Annotated in this window: 20 protein-coding genes; 9 read left to right on the top strand and 11 right to left on the bottom strand. The window is 69.9% G+C overall.

What is annotated here, in order from left to right:
* The 3 genes from VN779_RS19680 to VN779_RS19690 all read left to right on the top strand — a co-directional run.
* On the top strand, positions 1-1,341 hold a 1,341-nt coding region (locus tag VN779_RS19680; protein ID WP_325725469.1), incomplete at its 5' end, for a bifunctional DNA primase/polymerase.
* A gap of 195 nt (positions 1,342-1,536) precedes the next feature.
* Complete coding sequence (locus VN779_RS19685; protein ID WP_325725471.1) at positions 1,537-2,142, top strand: methylated-DNA--[protein]-cysteine S-methyltransferase; 606 nt, start codon at positions 1,537-1,539, stop codon at positions 2,140-2,142.
* Between the two features lie 223 nt (positions 2,143-2,365).
* Complete coding sequence (locus VN779_RS19690) at positions 2,366-3,103, top strand: AMP-binding protein (RefSeq protein ID WP_325725473.1); 738 nt, start codon at positions 2,366-2,368, stop codon at positions 3,101-3,103.
* Positions 3,104-3,339: 236 nt separating this feature from the next.
* Here VN779_RS19690 and VN779_RS19695 read toward each other — a convergent pair whose 3' ends face one another.
* From VN779_RS19695 to VN779_RS19705, 3 genes are all read right to left on the bottom strand, one after another.
* Positions 3,340-4,053 (bottom strand): hypothetical protein, encoded by a 714-nt coding sequence (locus VN779_RS19695; RefSeq protein ID WP_325725475.1) that lies wholly within the window; start codon positions 4,051-4,053, stop codon positions 3,340-3,342.
* 2 nt (positions 4,054-4,055) lie between these two features.
* Positions 4,056-4,217: a hypothetical protein gene (locus VN779_RS19700; RefSeq protein ID WP_325725477.1), complete on the bottom strand. Its 162-nt coding sequence runs from the start codon at positions 4,215-4,217 to the stop codon at positions 4,056-4,058.
* A gap of 182 nt (positions 4,218-4,399) precedes the next feature.
* The gene (locus VN779_RS19705) at positions 4,400-4,705 is read right to left on the bottom strand and encodes a hypothetical protein (protein WP_325725478.1); all 306 of its coding nucleotides are present in this window, start codon (positions 4,703-4,705) and stop codon (positions 4,400-4,402) included.
* 115 nt (positions 4,706-4,820) lie between these two features.
* Here VN779_RS19705 and VN779_RS19710 point away from each other — a divergent pair, with 115 nt between their 5' ends.
* Positions 4,821-5,828 (top strand): helix-turn-helix transcriptional regulator, encoded by a 1,008-nt coding sequence (locus VN779_RS19710; RefSeq protein WP_325725480.1) that lies wholly within the window; start codon positions 4,821-4,823, stop codon positions 5,826-5,828.
* 22 nt (positions 5,829-5,850) lie between these two features.
* Here VN779_RS19710 and VN779_RS19715 read toward each other — a convergent pair whose 3' ends face one another.
* From VN779_RS19715 to VN779_RS19735, 5 genes are all read right to left on the bottom strand, one after another.
* On the bottom strand, positions 5,851-6,054 hold the full coding sequence (locus tag VN779_RS19715) for a hypothetical protein (protein WP_325725482.1): 204 nt from the start codon (positions 6,052-6,054) through the stop codon (positions 5,851-5,853).
* Complete coding sequence (locus VN779_RS19720) at positions 6,055-6,651, bottom strand: hypothetical protein (protein ID WP_325725484.1); 597 nt, start codon at positions 6,649-6,651, stop codon at positions 6,055-6,057. It abuts the gene before it with no gap.
* Positions 6,652-6,711: 60 nt separating this feature from the next.
* The gene (locus tag VN779_RS19725) at positions 6,712-7,500 is read right to left on the bottom strand and encodes a dienelactone hydrolase family protein (RefSeq protein ID WP_325725487.1); all 789 of its coding nucleotides are present in this window, start codon (positions 7,498-7,500) and stop codon (positions 6,712-6,714) included.
* 121 nt (positions 7,501-7,621) lie between these two features.
* Entirely contained in the window at positions 7,622-8,671 is a 1,050-nt protein-coding gene (locus tag VN779_RS19730) for a sugar kinase (RefSeq protein ID WP_325725489.1), read from the bottom strand.
* The gene (locus VN779_RS19735; protein ID WP_325725491.1) at positions 8,668-9,633 is read right to left on the bottom strand and encodes a pseudouridine-5'-phosphate glycosidase; all 966 of its coding nucleotides are present in this window, start codon (positions 9,631-9,633) and stop codon (positions 8,668-8,670) included. The genes VN779_RS19730 and VN779_RS19735 overlap by 4 nt, the downstream gene beginning before the upstream one ends.
* Before the next feature lie 92 nt (positions 9,634-9,725).
* On the opposite strand from VN779_RS19735, the gene VN779_RS19740 reads away from it, so the two are divergent.
* The 3 genes from VN779_RS19740 to VN779_RS19750 are packed head-to-tail and all read left to right on the top strand — an operon-like array spanning position 9,726 to position 11,995.
* Positions 9,726-10,382: a TetR family transcriptional regulator gene (locus VN779_RS19740; protein ID WP_325725493.1), complete on the top strand. Its 657-nt coding sequence runs from the start codon at positions 9,726-9,728 to the stop codon at positions 10,380-10,382.
* A 48-nt stretch (positions 10,383-10,430) separates the two neighbouring features.
* Entirely contained in the window at positions 10,431-11,255 is an 825-nt protein-coding gene (locus tag VN779_RS19745; protein ID WP_325725495.1) for an ABC transporter ATP-binding protein, read from the top strand.
* Positions 11,252-11,995 (top strand): ABC transporter permease, encoded by a 744-nt coding sequence (locus tag VN779_RS19750; RefSeq protein WP_325725497.1) that lies wholly within the window; start codon positions 11,252-11,254, stop codon positions 11,993-11,995. The genes VN779_RS19745 and VN779_RS19750 overlap by 4 nt, the downstream gene beginning before the upstream one ends.
* A 10-nt stretch (positions 11,996-12,005) precedes the next feature.
* On the opposite strand, the gene VN779_RS19755 is transcribed toward VN779_RS19750, so the two are convergent.
* From VN779_RS19755 to chrA, 3 genes are all read right to left on the bottom strand, one after another.
* Positions 12,006-12,284, bottom strand: coding sequence for a GlsB/YeaQ/YmgE family stress response membrane protein (locus VN779_RS19755; protein WP_325725499.1), 279 nt, complete (start codon positions 12,282-12,284; stop codon positions 12,006-12,008).
* Positions 12,285-12,454: 170 nt separating this feature from the next.
* Entirely contained in the window at positions 12,455-13,456 is a 1,002-nt protein-coding gene (locus VN779_RS19760; protein WP_325725503.1) for a GNAT family N-acetyltransferase, read from the bottom strand.
* A 57-nt stretch (positions 13,457-13,513) separates the two neighbouring features.
* Complete coding sequence (chrA, locus tag VN779_RS19765; RefSeq protein WP_325725505.1) at positions 13,514-14,719, bottom strand: chromate efflux transporter; 1,206 nt, start codon at positions 14,717-14,719, stop codon at positions 13,514-13,516.
* A gap of 163 nt (positions 14,720-14,882) precedes the next feature.
* Between chrA and dhaK the strand changes: the two genes are divergently transcribed.
* Together dhaK and VN779_RS19775 are read left to right on the top strand one after the other, a co-directional pair.
* Positions 14,883-15,875: a dihydroxyacetone kinase subunit DhaK gene (gene dhaK / locus VN779_RS19770; protein ID WP_325725507.1), complete on the top strand. Its 993-nt coding sequence runs from the start codon at positions 14,883-14,885 to the stop codon at positions 15,873-15,875.
* Positions 15,872-16,201: DAK2 domain-containing protein (locus VN779_RS19775; protein ID WP_325725509.1), on the top strand; the 330-nt coding region annotated here is incomplete at its 3' end. The genes dhaK and VN779_RS19775, both read left to right, overlap by 4 nt.

Genomic DNA, 16,201 nt, shown 5'->3' on the forward strand with positions numbered 1-16,201 from the left:
GACTGGGAGGGTCTGGCGGTTCGCGACCCGGGACGCCTGCGCGAGTTGGGCTGGCCGCTGCACGCCAACTTCGGCATAGCCTGCGGACCGAGCGGCCTCTTCGTGCTCGACCTCGACGTGCCAAAGCAGCCACAACCGCCAGAGGAGCAGTCCGCCGGCGCTGCGCAGTCGGCCACCGCCCAGGAACCACGCAACGGCATGCAAGCGCTTCGTGCTCTCGCGGCCGGTCGACCAATACCGCGCACGTTCACCGTGGCGACGCCCTCCGGCGGCACGCACCTCTACTTCCGCGCGCAGAAGGGCCTGCCGCTGCGCAACACGGTCGCCCGGCTCGGCCCGATGATCGACACCCGGGCAGCCGGTGGTTACGTCGTCGCACCGGGCTCAACGATCGGCGGCAACCAGTACCGGGTCGCGGATGACGCACCGGTAGCACCGATCCCGCGCTGGATCGTGCGGGAACTCGTAGCGCGGTCGCGTCAGGCGAGTCCGTCGCTGCCTCCGCTCGCCATCAACCGCTCTGACGTCGCCGGGGCTCGTATACCCAGCGCCGCTGCGGCCGCTTATGGCGCGGCCGCGCTGCGCAACGAGGTGGAACGCATGCGCGCGGCGCGAATCGGCACGCGCAACGACACCCTCAACCGCTGCGCCTACGCTCTCGGCCGTCTCGTCGGCGCTGGGCTGCTGGACCGCGATCTCGCAGCGTCCGAGCTCTTCCATGCGGCAAGGCAGTCCGGCCTGTCGGCCCGCGAATGCGCCTCGACTCTCGCCTCCGGCCTCGGCGCGGGCATCGCCAGGCCGCGTTTCCCGGCTGGCCGCAGACCCGATGCGCGCGGCTCGACCGTGCGGATTCTGATGGCTGACCGCCTGTCAGCCCAGCCTCGCGATGCGCGTGACACAGCATCGGATGCCGTGAGTCACGTGCCGCCGCGCGCGCACCGGAAGTCGGCGCGCGACCGCGACGATGAGCGAATCTTCGCTGCATTACGGGCGATGGACGACGCGTACGACATGGTGGCCCTGAGTGCCGCCTCCCTGGCCTTCAGTCAGGATTGGCGGCGCATACGCGCACTGATGGACGCGATACGAGACCTGCGTGATGCGGCGCACTTCGGCCCGGCCCAGCGTCGCCACGCCGGGCAGCTGAGTGAGGCCGTTCGCGAACTCGCGGCGGCGGTGGAGCGGACCGTGCAGGTATCTGCTCGTCACGCGCCGGGCCGCAGGCGTACCCGATCGCCGCTCGCCAAGGCGTTGCGCGATCTGAAGCTGGCTGCCGACGCGGCGATCGAGGCCGTCGCGGGTCACGGGACGCGGCTGCGCGCGAGAAAGGCGGCCGCGTGATGCTTCACCGGATTCGAGGCCGGCTTGACTGCCGTGACCTGGCTCTTAGTCAAAGCGGCCGCCGCTGTCGGTACCGAAGCATAGGCTGGATCCAGACCGAAGATGGTGCTCACGAAGGCGGCGCGCGACAAGCCAGTGCGCAACAGGCTCAAGCGCGATGTGGAGCATACGAGACCCGCGGAGAGGAGGAGCCGGATGCCAGGACCTTCGCACTACCGGCTGCCCGCCGGATCCGCTTGGGGCGACATAGACACGCCGGTCGGTCCGCTCGGCGCGGTGGTGACTCCGCAAGGCCTGCTGCGTCTGACCTTCGGTCCGCTCGCGAGTTTCGCGGACGAACTGGGAACCGCTGCGCGCGTCAAGGACTCCGCGGCGCGATCCCGTCAGCCAGATCCCGCGCGGATGCCGGCGCCCCAGCCCGCGCCGCTGCAAGAGCACGAGATCGGTGCACTGATATCCCGCGAAGTGAAGGCATACTTCGCCGGGACGCTCACCGAGTTCTCCGTGCCGGTGGACTGGTCGCTCACCTCGGGAGTTCAGCGTTCGATCCTCAGCACCCTGCACGCGCGGATCCGATACGGCGACACCGTCGGCTACGGCGATCTGGCGCTGCTTTCCGGCCGGAGCATCGGGGCTTCACGCTTGGTGGGCACCGTGATGGGCAGCAATCCGATCGTCATCGTCGTGCCCTGCCACCGGGTCATCGCGGCCGACGGCGGCATCGGCGGATTCGGTGGCGGACTGGAAACCAAGCGGCGATTGCTCACCCTTGAAGGTTCCTTGCAACCTACCCTGTTCTAAGTCTTAGCCGATCGGTCCCACCTGCGCGGGGGCCGAACAGAATACTGACGCGTCAGACCCCTTACCGCTCCGTCAGCGCGTTCGGGTGGCGAATCGCCGTCACTGGCACACTCTTGCCACTTTCCTCCACGCAACGCGAGCGGCTGAACCCGGACTGTTAGCTTCCTGAGCACCGCGTTCCCGGGTTCCGGGTTCCTCGGGGCAGCCAAGCGGAGGGATGGGGATGTTCATCCGATTCACCGACCGTACCGACGGACCGCCGGCCGGCGTGATCCGCGCGCAGCGGATCAGGCAGTACCGGCACGACGAGCCGGTCGGCGAGCTGTCGAGCCTGCCCGACGCGGAATGGGCCCTGCTTACTGCCTGCGCCGACGCGCACTGGGACGACTTCCCGGTCGAGGCCAGCATCCCGCAGCTGATCGCGGAACAGGTGTGCATCAACCCGGACGCGGTGGCCGTGGTCTTCGACGGCGAGGAACTGAACTACGCGCAGCTGTGGACCCGCGCCGGGGGAGTGGCAGCCAAGCTGCGCCTCGCGGGCGTGCGCCGGGGGCATCCGGTCGGCCTGTGCTGTGAAAGTTCCATAGAACTGGTCATCGGGATGCTCGGAATCCTGCGCTCGGGGGGCGCCTATGTCCCGCTCGACCCGAGCTATTCGGCCGAGCGCCTGAACTTCATGAGGCAGGACATCGGTCTGCGCGTCATCGTGGCGCAGGCGGGCATCGAGCTACCCGGTGGGCCCTACCGCCCGGCCGTGGTCCGCACCGTGATCGTCGACTCCGATCCCGCCGTGCTGACCGATCCGGAGACGGCTGGCCTGTTCGAGGACGATCCCTGGGCCGCCGGCCCGGACGACCTGGCGTACCTGAGTTATCCCGCAGGTCCGGGCGCGGCGCCGACCATCATGGCCTCACACCGCAACGTGCTCAGCCTCCTCGACGCGACCCGCCGGTTCGGCTGATCCGCCGCGCTGAGCCCTTCACCTGAGCTGCGCTTAATTCAACCGCGCCTGAATACCAGTCGCGCCCGCAGACCAGCTGCGCTGAAAACCGCGCGCGCTGACACCAAGCACCGGCACGGTTGACCCACGGCGGTCGACCGGCCAGGCGTCGGCGGCCGTCAGCTGGTGCTGCTCCGCCGGTCCCCGTGCCGGACCGGCGGCGTGAGCGCCCGGGGTCGAGCGGTGGCGGTGGGTGGTCAGACCAGCCCGCGCCGTGCCGCCTGCACGCCTACCTGGAACCGGCTGGTGGCGCCCAGGCTGTCCATCAGCGAGGCCACCCGCCGTGCGAACGTGCGGCGGCTCATGTGCAGCTGCGCGGCCGCGTGGTCGTCGGTGACGCCGTTGCTGAGCACCTGCAGGATCTCGCGCTGCTCGGCGGTCACCTGGCCGGGCGGCGGGCTGTTCGGCGGCTGTCCGCAGGCGGCGGCCCAAGCCAGGTCGAAGGCGACGGCCAGCGAGCGGGCCGCGACCACGTGGGCCTGCGGCGCGAGGCGGCCGGCCATCGGGTGGCGCGGATCCGGGTGCGGCATGTACAGCACCGAGCGGTCCCGGACGATCACCGGGTACGGCAGGCTGAACGTGGTCGGCGCGGCGGTCCCGAGGCGGGTGAGCGCCGGGAACGGAGCCGGGTCGCCGGGTCGCGCCGGGCCGTGCAGCACCCGCACGGTCAGCCCCTGGCGCAGCAGTTTGGAGAACAGCCCGGACGGCACCATCCGGTCGAACAGCCACGGCTCGGGCACGAGCGCGATCAACTCGTCCCGGGTCAGCTCCTCGAGCTCCGCGCCGAGCAGCGCGGCGGATCCGCGTGCCGGGCCGGCGCTGTGACCAGCCGGGACCTCGGTCCAGGCGCGGCGCGCCGGAACGGGTTCGCGGCGGCGCAGCCGGACGGGGGCGGAGAGCGTTTCGGTCATCGTCAGTCCCAGATGATGTCGTTGGCGGGGCTCATGTGCGAGGTCGCGGCGGAGACCACGGCGGCGGGCGCGGTGGTCGCGATGGCCGAGACGGCGAGCGCGGGAGCGGCCGAGACGACGACGGCGGCGGCGAGCAGGCACGCGGGACGGAGGGCACGCTTCATGGGAAAGCCTCTTTCTTGCAGGGTCAAACCCAGGGCGGGAATAGCCGGAACAGTGGGTAATTCGAAGCCCGCGGTGCCTCGGAGAACCATTATCCGAAGCAGGATTTTGCCGGAGCGCGGCGGCTCCTGTCACCGTTCCGTGCTGACATGACCCTGCGGTGGCAGCAAGTTGTTGCCCCGCCTCATACCCCCAGAAGGATCTTCTCGGCCCCCGGTACCACCCCGGCCCCGCAGTACTCCATTGACCAGCCGTGCAGTTCAGGGCACCGCTCCAGCGCCCGCTTGCACAGACCGGCGGCGGCGGACTCCGCGGCCGCCAGATCCGGGTGGCACAGGAAGAGCGCGAGCCGTGCCTCGTGGCTGTCGGTCTCCGCGTAGAGGTGTTCCAGCCGATCGTCGGGGTCTGCGATATTCGTGAAAAGGCGGCGAAGATCGGCGGCGTTAATGCTTCTATCCTCAGTGCTGAGACGTGAATTGATGAGGTACATATCCCCGATGTTCCGTCAGAGCGAGGCTATGGACCAGGATTTACGTGTGGCAGAATCTTGCGGTGCAGGGACCTGCACGCTTCACTGAGGAGCAACCGATCGTTGGGGGCTTGCCATGCTGGAAGCACTGGGGTTGGACGCGCTAGGCGTCAATCTGGACGCGGAGCGCGTGTACAAGACCATGCTCGCCGAGCCGCGTCTCGGCGTCGGCGAGCTCGCGAGGCGGCTGGAGTGGCCCGTTGAACGGGTGCGCGATGGCCTCGACGAGCTGGCCCGGCTCTCCCTGCTGCGACCCTCCGACGAGAAACCTGGCGCCATGCGTCTGGTCAGCCCCGAGGTCGGGCTCTCCTCGCTGCTGGCGAAACGCGAGGCCGCGCTGCTTGAGGAGCAGCGGCAGATCGCGGCCAGCCGGGCGGCGGTCGCCCGCGTGGTGGCCGACTTCGCCGACCTGCACCCCTCCCGGCACCACTCCGACATCGAGCAACTGGTCGGCGTGGACGCGGTGCGCGCGTGGATGGAGGAGCGCGCCCACGAAGGCGTGAGCGAAGTGCTGACCTTCTCGCCCTCCAGCGCGATGAGCGAGAAGAGCATCGCGGCGGCCCGGCCGCTCGACGAGGAGGCTCTCGCTCGCGGCACGGCGATGCGAGCGCTCTACCTGGACAGCGCGCGCAACCACCCGCCCACGTTCAATCATCTGCGGTGGCTGGTGGAGACCGGTGCCCAGGTGCGCACCACCGCGACGTTGCCGCTGCGTATGGTGATCTTCGACCGCAAGCAGGCGCTCATCCCGGTCAACCCGGAGCACAGCAAGACCGGGGCCGTCGTGCAGCGCGGGCCTGGCATGGTCGCGGCGCTGTGCGCGCTGTTCGAACAGATCTGGCAGACCGCGAAGCCGGTCGGCGAGGACCGGGCCCGCGACGACCAGGGCCTGACCGGTCAGGAGCAGGCCGTGCTCACCCTCCTCGCCGAGGGCTGGACCGACGACGTGATAGCCCGCAAGCTCGGCGTCTCGGTGCGCACCAGCCGCCGCATCACCGCCGAGCTGAGCGCCCGCCTCGGCGCGCGCAGCCGCTTCCAGGCCGGGGCGCGCGCGGTCGAACGCGGTTGGATCAAGGGCGTCTAAACGGAAAACCGGCCCCGGGCCGTCATTCGCTTAGCTCCTCGAACAGCGTCAACCGCAGACCGGCCGGCCCGTCGAGGCGCGCGTTGCGTGAATTCCACGGCGTCAGCATGGGATGCGCGATCACGCTCGCGCCCGCCGCAGCCGCGGCCTGGTTCGCGTTCTGCGCGTCGGCGACCTGGAACGCGACCCGGATATGCCCGGCGGCAATCCGGCTGCGCTTGATCACTCATCGCAGTTCGCTCCCGTCTACGCCACGGACCAGTTGCAGCAGACCCCAGACGAATTCGGCGGTCGCCGGCACCGGCTTGCCATCCTCGCCGGGGACCGTGAAATCCGTGGTCCAGCGGCTCGGCGCGGAACCGTCGCGATGCCGCACTGGACCGAACGACCGTTCCACGTCCCCGATGACACACGACCAGGGTGCCAGATCGCGGATGGTTTCCAGGCGCGGCGGTCGGGACGCGGGATCGCGCACCAACTGCTCGGCAACCACCACGCCGCCGACGCCGGTCAGCGCCTCGTACAGCAGATCGGGCCACAGCGGCAGCTTCCAGCGGGTGATCCGGCACCTCACGTCCCCGATGCGCTGCTCCCGCTCGGCGAGCGGCGCGCCGAGGAACCCGCGCAGCGCCGAGAGGCCGCTTCGATAGCTGCGCGACCGCTGCATCCGCTGCCAGTGCGCGTTGACCGCGCGCATCTCGGTGACGCTCGCGTCCAACTCGTGGCGGGCGCGCTCGACCAGTTCGGGTCGGTAGTCGGCCATCCGGCGCAGCAGCACGAGTTGGAACTCGCGGACCGTGATGCGGATCGGCGCGGTCGGCATCGGCCCAGCATAGGCCGGGCCGATGCCGCTGCGGCGGGTGCTTGCGTACCGTGCCGCCGCTCAGTCGTCGAGATTTGTGTGCTTCCGCGCGAAGTCGAGGATCCTTCGCCAGACGTCGGCGCACTCGTGCTCGAAGGCCCCGGAGCCGGCCTCGAAGAAGCCGTGTGTAGCGCCCGGATAGGTGATGATCTCGCGTTGGTTGCCGGCTGCCGCGAGCTTTTCGTCGAAGGCCGCGACCATGCTCGCCGGGATGCCGTCGTCGGCTCCGGCGAACAAGCCGAGGATCGGCGCGGTTAGTTCGGGAGCCAGCTGGATCGGGCCGGGCGCACCGCGCAGCGCGTCCGGAAAGCCGTACAGCCCGATCGCTGCGGACAGCGTGAATCGATGATGCGCGGTGAGGAAGGCGAACCGGCCGCCCATGCAGAATCCGAGCGAGATCACGGAGCGGTGCTGCGCACGCGGGAGGGCACGCAGGTGCGCGAGCGCCGCGTCGAAGTCGGCGTACAGCTCATCCCGCGTGAGCGCGCCGAGGTGCGGCATGAGTTTCGACAGCTCACCGAACTCGGCCGGGCGGTTTCGATGATCAGGGCCGGCGGTCCGGCCGAAATAATCGATCGCGACCGCGGGCATACCCTGCTCGGCCAGTCGCTTGGTGAGTTCTTCGTAGAAGCTGGACAGGCCGCGGTTGTCCGGTAGCACCAGCACCGCCGGGCCGGTGGGCTCGTCAGGCAGCGACCGAAAGGCTGCCAGCGGGGCGCCGTCGGTTGCGGTCAGCAGCAGATCAGCACTGGAAACCGCGGTGAGCGGCGAACCGTAGAACGGCGGAAGAGCATCGGCGTCGTAACACATGCCGTCATATTAGATATGGAAAGTGACATCATATCACATAAAGATATTTTTATCTAGATTCAGCGCGTTGCGATTCAATTGCGCTAGGGCCGCATTCTGTCGGCTGATGCTGCATCCTGATTCAGGATGCAGACCGTGCGCCGATCACGCGCACGGCCCGCGCCGCGAGCGCACATCCGGACCTCAGCGCCTCGGCCAGCTGGTTCGTCGTGAGCCAAGTTCGAAGGAACCCGGCCGCGAACGCGTCGCCGGCGCCGGTGCTGTCGATGGTGGCCTCCGCGCCGAGCGCCACGGCGTCTACGTATTCGTAGTCACCGGTAGAAGTACAGGCCAGCGCACCCAACGCACCAAGCTTGACTACCGCCAGGCCGCAGTGTTCCGAGATGGCGCGCGCCGCGGAGACCGAATTCAACCGGCGAATCGTGGCCGAGGATTCAACGGCCGCTGTCATCGCGGGCGTCGGTGAGTGCGCGGCCGCGGCGAGCGTTCGCGCCTCCGACTGGTTCGCGAAAAGCACTTCGATTCCGTTGATCCACCCGAGGAAGTGTTCGATCCCGGCCGTTTCCAGCGGCCCTACCGAAGCCGCGTCTACGGACACTGTCATGCCTGCCGCGCGAGCCAGCTCCAGTGCCGCCATGCCCGCCTCGCGGCTGCTCGCGCGCAGCAGCGTGTAGCCCGAAAGGTGCAGGTGCGCGCCGGGCTCGAACACCTCGGCAGGCAGATCGTCGGCGCTCAGCGCCTCGTTCGCGCCCGGATCGGGCACCATCGTGCGCTCGCCGCCCGGCTCGACCAGCACGATCACTGTTCCGGTCGGCCGCTGGCGGTCGATCGCGAACCGGGTCTCGACGCCGCTGGCGCGCAGGCCGTCGATCGCCGCGCGGCCGGCCTGGTCGTCGCCGATCCGTCCGAGCAGGACGCTGCGTGCGCCGAGTCCGGCCAGCCAACTGGCCGTGTTCGCGGCGGCTCCGCCACCCTCGACGCTGATGCGCGCCGGACTGTCACTCGCCGGGACCAGCGGCCCGGCGAGCCGGGCGACCAAGTCGGTCATGACGTCGCCGAGCAGCACGACGGTCGGCCCGGCCGGACGCGGTGTCGCAGCAGTCTGATGAGCGGTGTCCGCCTCGCCGGGATGCTGATCGGGAGCGGCGCCGCCGGTGTCGTCTCGGTTCACGCCGCTGCGGTGCCACTCGCGCCGCGCGCCAATTCGGCGGCGATCTGGCCGGCGAGTGCGGCGTTGCGCAGCACGAGCCGCACGTTGGCGCGCAGGCTCTCGCCGGCGGTGTGCTGGTGGAAGAAGTCCAGCAGGAACGGGGTAACCGCCTTGCCTGTAACGCCGTTCTCGTCCAGTTGCTCCAAAGCTTCCTCGAGCACACGTTCGTGCAGCTCAGCGTCGAGTTGCTGGTCCTCGGGCAGCGGATTCGCTACGACAATGCCTTGATTTGCGAGTCCGAGTGCGTCGCGGGCTCGGATGACTGCCGCCACCTCGGCCGGCGAGTCCGCGCGCCAGTCGAGCCGATGGCCGGAATCGCTGATGTAGAAGCCCGGAAAGGCGTTCGTTCCGTAGCCGACGACCGGCACGTTCAGGCTCTCCAGCCGCTCGAGGGTGGCCGGCACGTCAAGGATCGACTTCACGCCCGAGCACACCACCGCGATCCCGGTGCGGGCGAGCGCCACCAGGTCGGCCGACTCGTCCCAGCTCTCCCGCGCGCCGCGGTGCACTCCGCCGAGGCCGCCGGTGGCGAACAGCCGGATTCCGGCCAGTTCGGCCAGATGCGCTGTCGCCGCGACCGTCGTCGCCGCGCTGCCTGCCTTCGCCACGACGAAGCCGAGGTCACGCACGCTCGCCTTCGCCACGTCGTCACGTTCGGCGATGGCTGCCAGCGCCGCGTCATCCAGCCCGACACGCGCGACACCGTCCACGACCGCGATCGTCGCCGGGACGGCGCCTGCCGCGCGCACCGCGTCCTCGATCTCGCGGGCGATGCGCAGGTTGTCCGGCCGCGGCAGCCCGTGGCTGATGATCGTCGACTCCAGCGCGACCACCGGGGCGCCCTGCGCGAGCGCCTGCGCGACCTGCGGCGCGACCTCGATCGAACCGGGACCGGAGGAGTGAGTCAGCCCGCGTACGTCCATGTCGATCATCCTATCTGTCCGACCTGGCCGCTGCTGGCGTAATCGTGCTGATGGCGCAGCCCGCAGCCACGACCCGCGGTGATAATGAAGTGGTGAACGCACAGGGCGACGCTGACGGGACGCGGACCGTAGCCGAAGCGGCTCAGACGCAGGCGGCTCGTCCGGTGACCCGCGGCAAGCCCGGCCGGCGCCCCGGTGGCGCCGACACCCGCCAGGACATCCTCGCCGCGGCGCGCACCGAATTCGCCGCGCACGGCTACGAGAACACCAGCATGCGCGCGATCGCCCGCTCCGCCGAGGTCAACGCCGCGCTGCTGCACCACTACTTCGGCACAAAGGACCAACTGTTCCTCGCCGCGCTCGACTTCCCGCTCCAACCGCGCGAGCTGACCCGCCGCGTCATCGACGGCGATCGCGGGGGAGTAGGTGAGCGGCTGGTCCGGTTCGCGTTCGGGCTGCTTGAGGATGCGGCATCGCGCGAACGGGTCCTCGCGGTGCTGCGCGCCGCGGCCACCAACGAGCAGATGGCCCGGCTGCTGCGCGGGTTCATGGCGGGTGAGGTGGTCGGCCCCATCGCGGCGGCCCTCGACGCGCCGCGCCCCGACCTGCGCGCCGAACTGGCGATGACTCAGGTTGTCGGCCTGATCATGGGGCGCTACGTGCTCGCCGTCGAACCGCTGGCCTCCGCGCCGGTCGAGGAGTTGGTGCCGCTGCTTGCGCCGACGCTTCAGCGGTACCTAGTCGGCTGAGCGCCGCGGCGCGTTGACACCAGAGCCCCGACCCACAAAACTAATCGCATGGTTAATTCCTCGGATGGGCCGACCTCGGCGCGGGCCGACGCGGCGGCGCAGACCGCGCCCACTCCGGCTGTCGAGATCCGAGGCCTACGCGTGGTGCGCGGCGGGCGCCCGGTCCTCAACGACGTTCGCCTCACCATCGCCCGCGGCACCGTCACCGGTCTGCTCGGCCCCAGCGGCTGCGGCAAGAGCACCCTGATGCGTGCGATCGTCGGTGTGCAGAAAGTGGCCGGCGGCGAGGTTCGTGTGCTCGGCCGCCCTGCCGGAGACGCAGTGCTGCGTCACCGGGTCGGCTACGTCACACAGGCGCCCTCCGTATACGCGGATCTGTCCATCGTCGAGAACCTGCGGTACTTCGCCGCGATCCTCGGCGTGCCAAACGACGACGTCGATCGTGTCATCGCGCAGGTCGGGCTGCGGGGACGCGAGCGTGACCTGGTCTCGCGGCTCTCCGGCGGGCAGCGCGCCCGCGTGTCGCTGGCCGCCGCGCTGCTCGGCACTCCGGAACTGCTCGTGCTCGACGAGCCAACCGTCGGACTCGATCCAGTGTTGCGAACCGAGCTTTGGGAGCTGTTCCACACTCTGGCCGCGGCCGGCGCCACCCTCCTGATCTCCAGTCACGTCATGGACGAGGCCACCCGATGCGGGCACCTGCTGCTGATGCGTGACGGCGCGATCATCGCCGATGACACGCCCAGGGCGCTGCTGGCCCGAACCGGTGCGACCGAGATCGAAGCGGCCTTCCTCGCCCTCGTCACGAAGCAAGGTTCTGATACGACGGCCTCGCCCGATCAGTCCGAGCCGGTGAAGGGAGCGTCCCGATGAACGCCAGCATCCGCCGCACGTTTGCCACCGCCGGCCGCGTGCTGGCTCAGCTGCGGCACGATCCGCGCACGATCGCGCTGCTGATCGTCGTGCCCTGTGTCCTGCTGGTGCTGCTCAAGTACGTCTTCGACGCGCAGCCGCACACCTTCGACCGCTCCGGCGCGCCGCTGCTTGGCATGTTCCCGCTGATCGTGATGTTCCTGGTCACCTCGGTCGCCACGTTGCGCGAGCGGTCCAGCGGCACCCTGGAGCGGCTGCTGACCATGCCGCTGGCCAAGCTCGACCTGCTCCTCGGCTACGCCCTCGCCTTCGGCGCGCTGGCCCTCATCCAGGCCGCCGTCGCCTTCGGCCTGACCCTCGGGCCGCTCGGATTGAACGTCAGCGGCCCGACCTGGCTGCTGTTCGTGGTCGCGCTGGCGGACGGGGTTCTCGGCACCGCGCTGGGACTGTTCGTCTCGGCATTCGCGGCGACCGAGTTCCAGGCCGTGCAGTTCCTGCCCGCGTTCATCCTGCCGCAGTTCCTGCTGTGCGGACTGTTCACGCCGCGCGAGGACATGCAGACCGTGCTGCGCTGGCTCTCCGACGTGATGCCGCTGTCCTACGCGGTCGACGCGATGAACCGGCTGACCACGCAGAGCGGCGTCAGCAGCCTGGTCGTCAGGGACCTGATCGTGATCGTCGGCATCACCGTCGTCGCGCTCGCGCTGGGCGCAGTCACGCTGCGCCGCCGCACCGCGTGACCGTCACGCCCTAGACCCTGGCCCTGCTCTTCCCGCGGTTCGCCCATACCGGGGCGAGCGCCGCGATCAGCGCCATCGCGACGCCGATCTGCAGGATGTGCCGGATCCAGTCGACTCCGCCGGTGTGCCGCACGCCGATCCACGACGCGATGCCGTTGCCGAGGAACGCCCCGGCGATGCCGAGCAGCATGGTCAGCCACAGCGGGATGGCCTGCTTGCCCGGCAGCAACAGCCGCGCGATGCCGCCGATGACCAAACCGGCGATCAGCGACCACAGGATCTGGAACATGAGCCGAGCCTCCACTCGCTGCACGGACCGGCCGGGTGCGGCCGGGTTGGGCACCAACTGCCTTCACCAGTCTGCGTACCCGGCTCGCGCGGCAGCCCACGCAAGTGCGCCGAAAGAGTGAGCGCCGGCAGGTGCGCCGATTCGGTCCGGCTTCGCACCGCCGGCTTCGGCTAATACTCGCGCTGGTAGTTGACCCAGGTGTCCTTCACCGTGAAGCCGATTCGCTCGTAAATGCCCAGGGCGCCGGTCGGGTTCTGCGAATCGACGCCGAGTGACGCGGCGTCGAAGCCCGCAGCGCGTGCGGCATGCAGCACGCTGGCCAATAGCGCGTGCGCGATCCCGCGACGGCGTACCTCGCGCAGCGTGCCAAGGAGCGCGATGTGCGCCTCACGCTCGCCAGTGGCGGTCGTCGTGGCCTCGAAATACTTGGTCATCGCCAAGCCGACGACGCGCCCGAAGCCCTCCGTCTCGGCGTCCGCCCCGCCGTTGCCGCCAACCTCGCTGCGCAGCGCGATGAACGAGAGGTCGGGTCGGAAGCTGACGCTGTCCAGGTACGCGGTGCGCCACTGCTCCAGCAGCGTCTTCGCCGTGCCCCAGTGGTCCTTGAACGACGCGTTCTTCACCAGCCGGACCTGCTCATCCAGTTCAGCCGCGTAGGGCACGATCTCAATGCCCTCAATGGAATGGACATGCAGCGGCTCGGCGGCGAGCGCGATGCGCATCCCGTGGTAATAGCGCACCGGTTTAAAGCCGAACCGTTCCAAGAGCGCCGCCGCCGCTTGGTTGGTGGACATACAGCCCGTGCTCAGTCCCAATCGGCTGTCCGGATAGCGCTCCTCATGCAGCGCCCTGGCCGCTTCGGGCGCCCAGCGCAGCAGTTCGGTGCCGAGGCCCCGTCCGCGATACGCCGGATGAACGGCGCCGTCGAAACCCATCCGGTGGATCTCGTCGGCTTCCGAGCGCACGCGCAGCATGCCGAAGGCGACCATTTCGTCACCGTCGAACCCGGCCAGCGAGCCGCGCGGCGGATCGAAGAGCGGCTCGGCGTAAATCTCGGCCAAGTCCGCCTCGCTGTAGTGCTCGTCCTCGCGGTCGACCTCTTCTACCGCTCGGCCGAACCGTGCCCACGCCGGGATGTCCTCTTCCATGAGCGCACGCCATGCGATATCCACACGCCGCACGCTCCCATCGCCGCAAGCGCCCGGCAACCGGATTTCCGTCCGCCGCCGTCAGGACACGGCCAGCCCGACCAGCGCCGCGACAACACCGAGCGCCGTCGCGCCGAGCAGCGCGCTGACCACGCCGCGGCGCAGCACCAGCAACCACAGCCCGGCCGCCGCGAGCACCGCGAATTGCCACGGCTCGGTCAACGCCTTCCCGAGCGTGAACGCCGACCCGCCGATGGCCCCGATCGTCGCCGGGCCCGCGCCGTCCAGGAACGCCTGAACCGTCACGCTGCCGCGCAGCCGGTCGAAATGGCTCGCCCCGAACAGGACGAACAAGAAGGACGGCGCGAACGCGACGGCTGCGGCCAGCAGCGCACCGAGCACCCCGGCCGCGCCGTATCCGACCACTGCCACGGTGTGGACCACCGGGCCAGGTGTGATCTGGCCGAGAGCCACCGCGGTGGTGAATTGAGGGTCTGTCAGGAAGTGGTAGCGGTGCACCGCATCGGCCTGCATCAGCGGGATGATGACGAATCCGCCGCCGTACGACAGCGCTCCCACCTTGAACGAGGTCCAGATCAGCCCGCCGAGTCCGGCAGCCGCCGGTACCGCACCCGCAGCGAGCGGCCAGAGCGAAACCTGCGCCGATAACGCGGCCCGCCTACGCCACAACGCTTCCGCGGCGCCGCACGTGAGCAGCACCAACACCAGGTATGGCCCGAGCAGAATCGCCGCGGCCGCGCCTACCACCAGATAAGCGCTCCATCTGCGCCGCTGCCCCGGACGATGCGCGCGCCTTCGGCTGGCGGGCAGCAGCGTCGCCGCCGCGTTCAAGGCGACAGCAGCCACCGCCGCGCCGGCTCCGGCTGCCGCACCGCGAACCCACAGCGGCGGATGCCCCGACAAGAACAGCGCCGAGAGCCCGATGATGATCGCCAGGCCCGGCAGGATGAAGCAGAGCCCGCCGATGATCGCGCCGGGTGCGCCGCGCAGCCGCCACGCGCTCAGGATCGCCAGCTGCGTCGAGGCCGGTCCCGGCAGCAGGTTCGTCGCGGCGACCGCGTCCTCGAACTCGTCCGCGCCGATCCAGCGGCGCTCTTCGACGCACATCCGGCGCAGCAGCGCGATGTGCGCGGGCGGCCCGCCGAAGCCGATAAAGCCGATCCGTCCCCAAGCGCGCGCGATCGCGAGCAGGCCGACCCGCGCGGCCGCGCGATCCGCTTTCCCGGCGGCCGCAGCGGGCGCGTGCGGCGTCTGCGGATCGGTCAACGGAAGTCCTCGGCGGTGGTCACGAGCAGGGCGGCGTCCTGCGGAGAAGGGCTAGTCACCAGACGATACCGTCGCGCCGCCGCGTCCCGGACCAGCGCGCGTCACCTTCCGCTCGAGCCCGCGTCACGCCGTCGCGGGCTTGATGCGGGCATAATCTGTTGGCGTGAAGAAGCTGATCAACGCGCCCGACAACGTCGTCGCCGACGCGCTCGAGGGGCTGGCAGCCGCGCATCCCTCGCTCGCGGTCGACCTGGACAACCGCGTGATCTCGCGCGCCGAAGGACCGCGCCAAGGCAAGGTCGGCCTGGTCAGCGGAGGCGGCTCCGGGCACGAGCCGCTGCATGGCGGCTTCGTCGGCTACGGCATGCTCGACGCCGCGTGCCCCGGCGAGGTTTTCACCTCACCGGTCCCCGACCAGATGCTCACCGCCGCGCGGACCGTCAACGGGGGCGCGGGCGTGCTGCAGATCGTGAAGAACTACACCGGCGACGTGCTCAACTTCCAGATGGCCGAGGAACTGGCTGGGGACGAGGGCATCGAGGTGCGCTCGGTGCTGGTGAACGACGATGTCGCGGTCGAGGACTCGCTTTACACGGCCGGGCGGCGCGGCACCGGCGCGACCGTGTTCGTCGAGAAGATCGCCGGCGCGCTCGCCGAGCAGGGCGCTGATCTGGCCGCCGTCGCGGCGGTCGCCGAGGAGGTCAACGCGCGCAGCCGCTCGTTCGGTATCGCGCTGAACGCCGCGACCACGCCGGCCTCCGGCCGCCCCGGCTTCACGCTCGAGGAATCGCAGATCGAGATCGGAGTCGGTATTCACGGCGAGCCGGGACGCCGCCGCGGCCCGATCGCCTCCGCCGCGCAGCTCACGCAGACCGCGCTCGACGCGATCAACGACGATATGTCGCTGAGCGGCGAGGTGCTGGTCATGGTCAACGGCATGGGCGGCACGCCGTTGATCGAGCTCTACATCATCTACCGCGAGGTGCAGCGACTGCTGGCGGCCAAGGGCGTCACGATCGCGCGCAACCTGGTCGGCAACTACATCACCAGCCTGGAGATGCAGGGCTTCTCGCTGACGGTCTGTCGACTCACCGAGCAGTTCACGGAGCTGTGGGACGCGCCGGTGCAGACGCCCGCGCTGCGGTGGGGACGGTGACCTTGTCCACCCCACGACCCGAGCCCGCGTTGGACACCGCGTTCTTCACCGCGTGGATCACCCGCGCCGCCGCCGCGATCGAGGCGGATCGGGCGCAGCTGAGCGAACTCGACGCGGCGATCGGGGACGGCGACCACGGAACGAACCTGGACCGAGGCTTTGCAGGTGTCATGCGGGTCCTGGACACGACGAGCCCGCGCACGCCGGCTACCGTGCTCTCGCTCACCGGCACCACCTTGATCTCAAAGGTCGGCGGCGCGTCAGGACCGCTCTACGGCACCGCATTGCGCCGCGCAGGTAACGCACTCGGCGACGCCGCCGAGATC

Origin of the sequence: Actinocrinis sp. (assembly GCF_035605935.1) — a bacterium.
Lineage (GTDB): Bacteria > Actinomycetota > Actinomycetes > Streptomycetales > Catenulisporaceae > Actinocrinis.

Bases quoted from the DNA above. Each gene is read 5' to 3' on its own strand.
- VN779_RS19685 (WP_325725471.1), top strand. From the start codon at position 1,537: ATGCCAGGACCTTCGCACTACCGGCTGCCCGCCGGATCCGCTTGGGGC.
- VN779_RS19690 (WP_325725473.1), top strand. From the start codon at position 2,366: ATGTTCATCCGATTCACCGACCGTACCGACGGACCGCCGGCCGGCGTG.
- VN779_RS19695 (WP_325725475.1), bottom strand. From the start codon at position 4,053: ATGACCGAAACGCTCTCCGCCCCCGTCCGGCTGCGCCGCCGCGAACCC.
- VN779_RS19700 (WP_325725477.1), bottom strand. From the start codon at position 4,217: ATGAAGCGTGCCCTCCGTCCCGCGTGCCTGCTCGCCGCCGCCGTCGTC.
- VN779_RS19705 (WP_325725478.1), bottom strand. From the start codon at position 4,705: ATGTACCTCATCAATTCACGTCTCAGCACTGAGGATAGAAGCATTAAC.
- VN779_RS19710 (WP_325725480.1), top strand. From the start codon at position 4,821: ATGCTGGAAGCACTGGGGTTGGACGCGCTAGGCGTCAATCTGGACGCG.
- VN779_RS19720 (WP_325725484.1), bottom strand. From the start codon at position 6,651: ATGCCGACCGCGCCGATCCGCATCACGGTCCGCGAGTTCCAACTCGTG.
- VN779_RS19725 (WP_325725487.1), bottom strand. From the start codon at position 7,500: ATGTGTTACGACGCCGATGCTCTTCCGCCGTTCTACGGTTCGCCGCTC.
- VN779_RS19735 (WP_325725491.1), bottom strand. From the start codon at position 9,633: ATGGACGTACGCGGGCTGACTCACTCCTCCGGTCCCGGTTCGATCGAG.
- VN779_RS19745 (WP_325725495.1), top strand. From the start codon at position 10,431: ATGGTTAATTCCTCGGATGGGCCGACCTCGGCGCGGGCCGACGCGGCG.
- VN779_RS19750 (WP_325725497.1), top strand. From the start codon at position 11,252: ATGAACGCCAGCATCCGCCGCACGTTTGCCACCGCCGGCCGCGTGCTG.
- VN779_RS19755 (WP_325725499.1), bottom strand. From the start codon at position 12,284: ATGTTCCAGATCCTGTGGTCGCTGATCGCCGGTTTGGTCATCGGCGGC.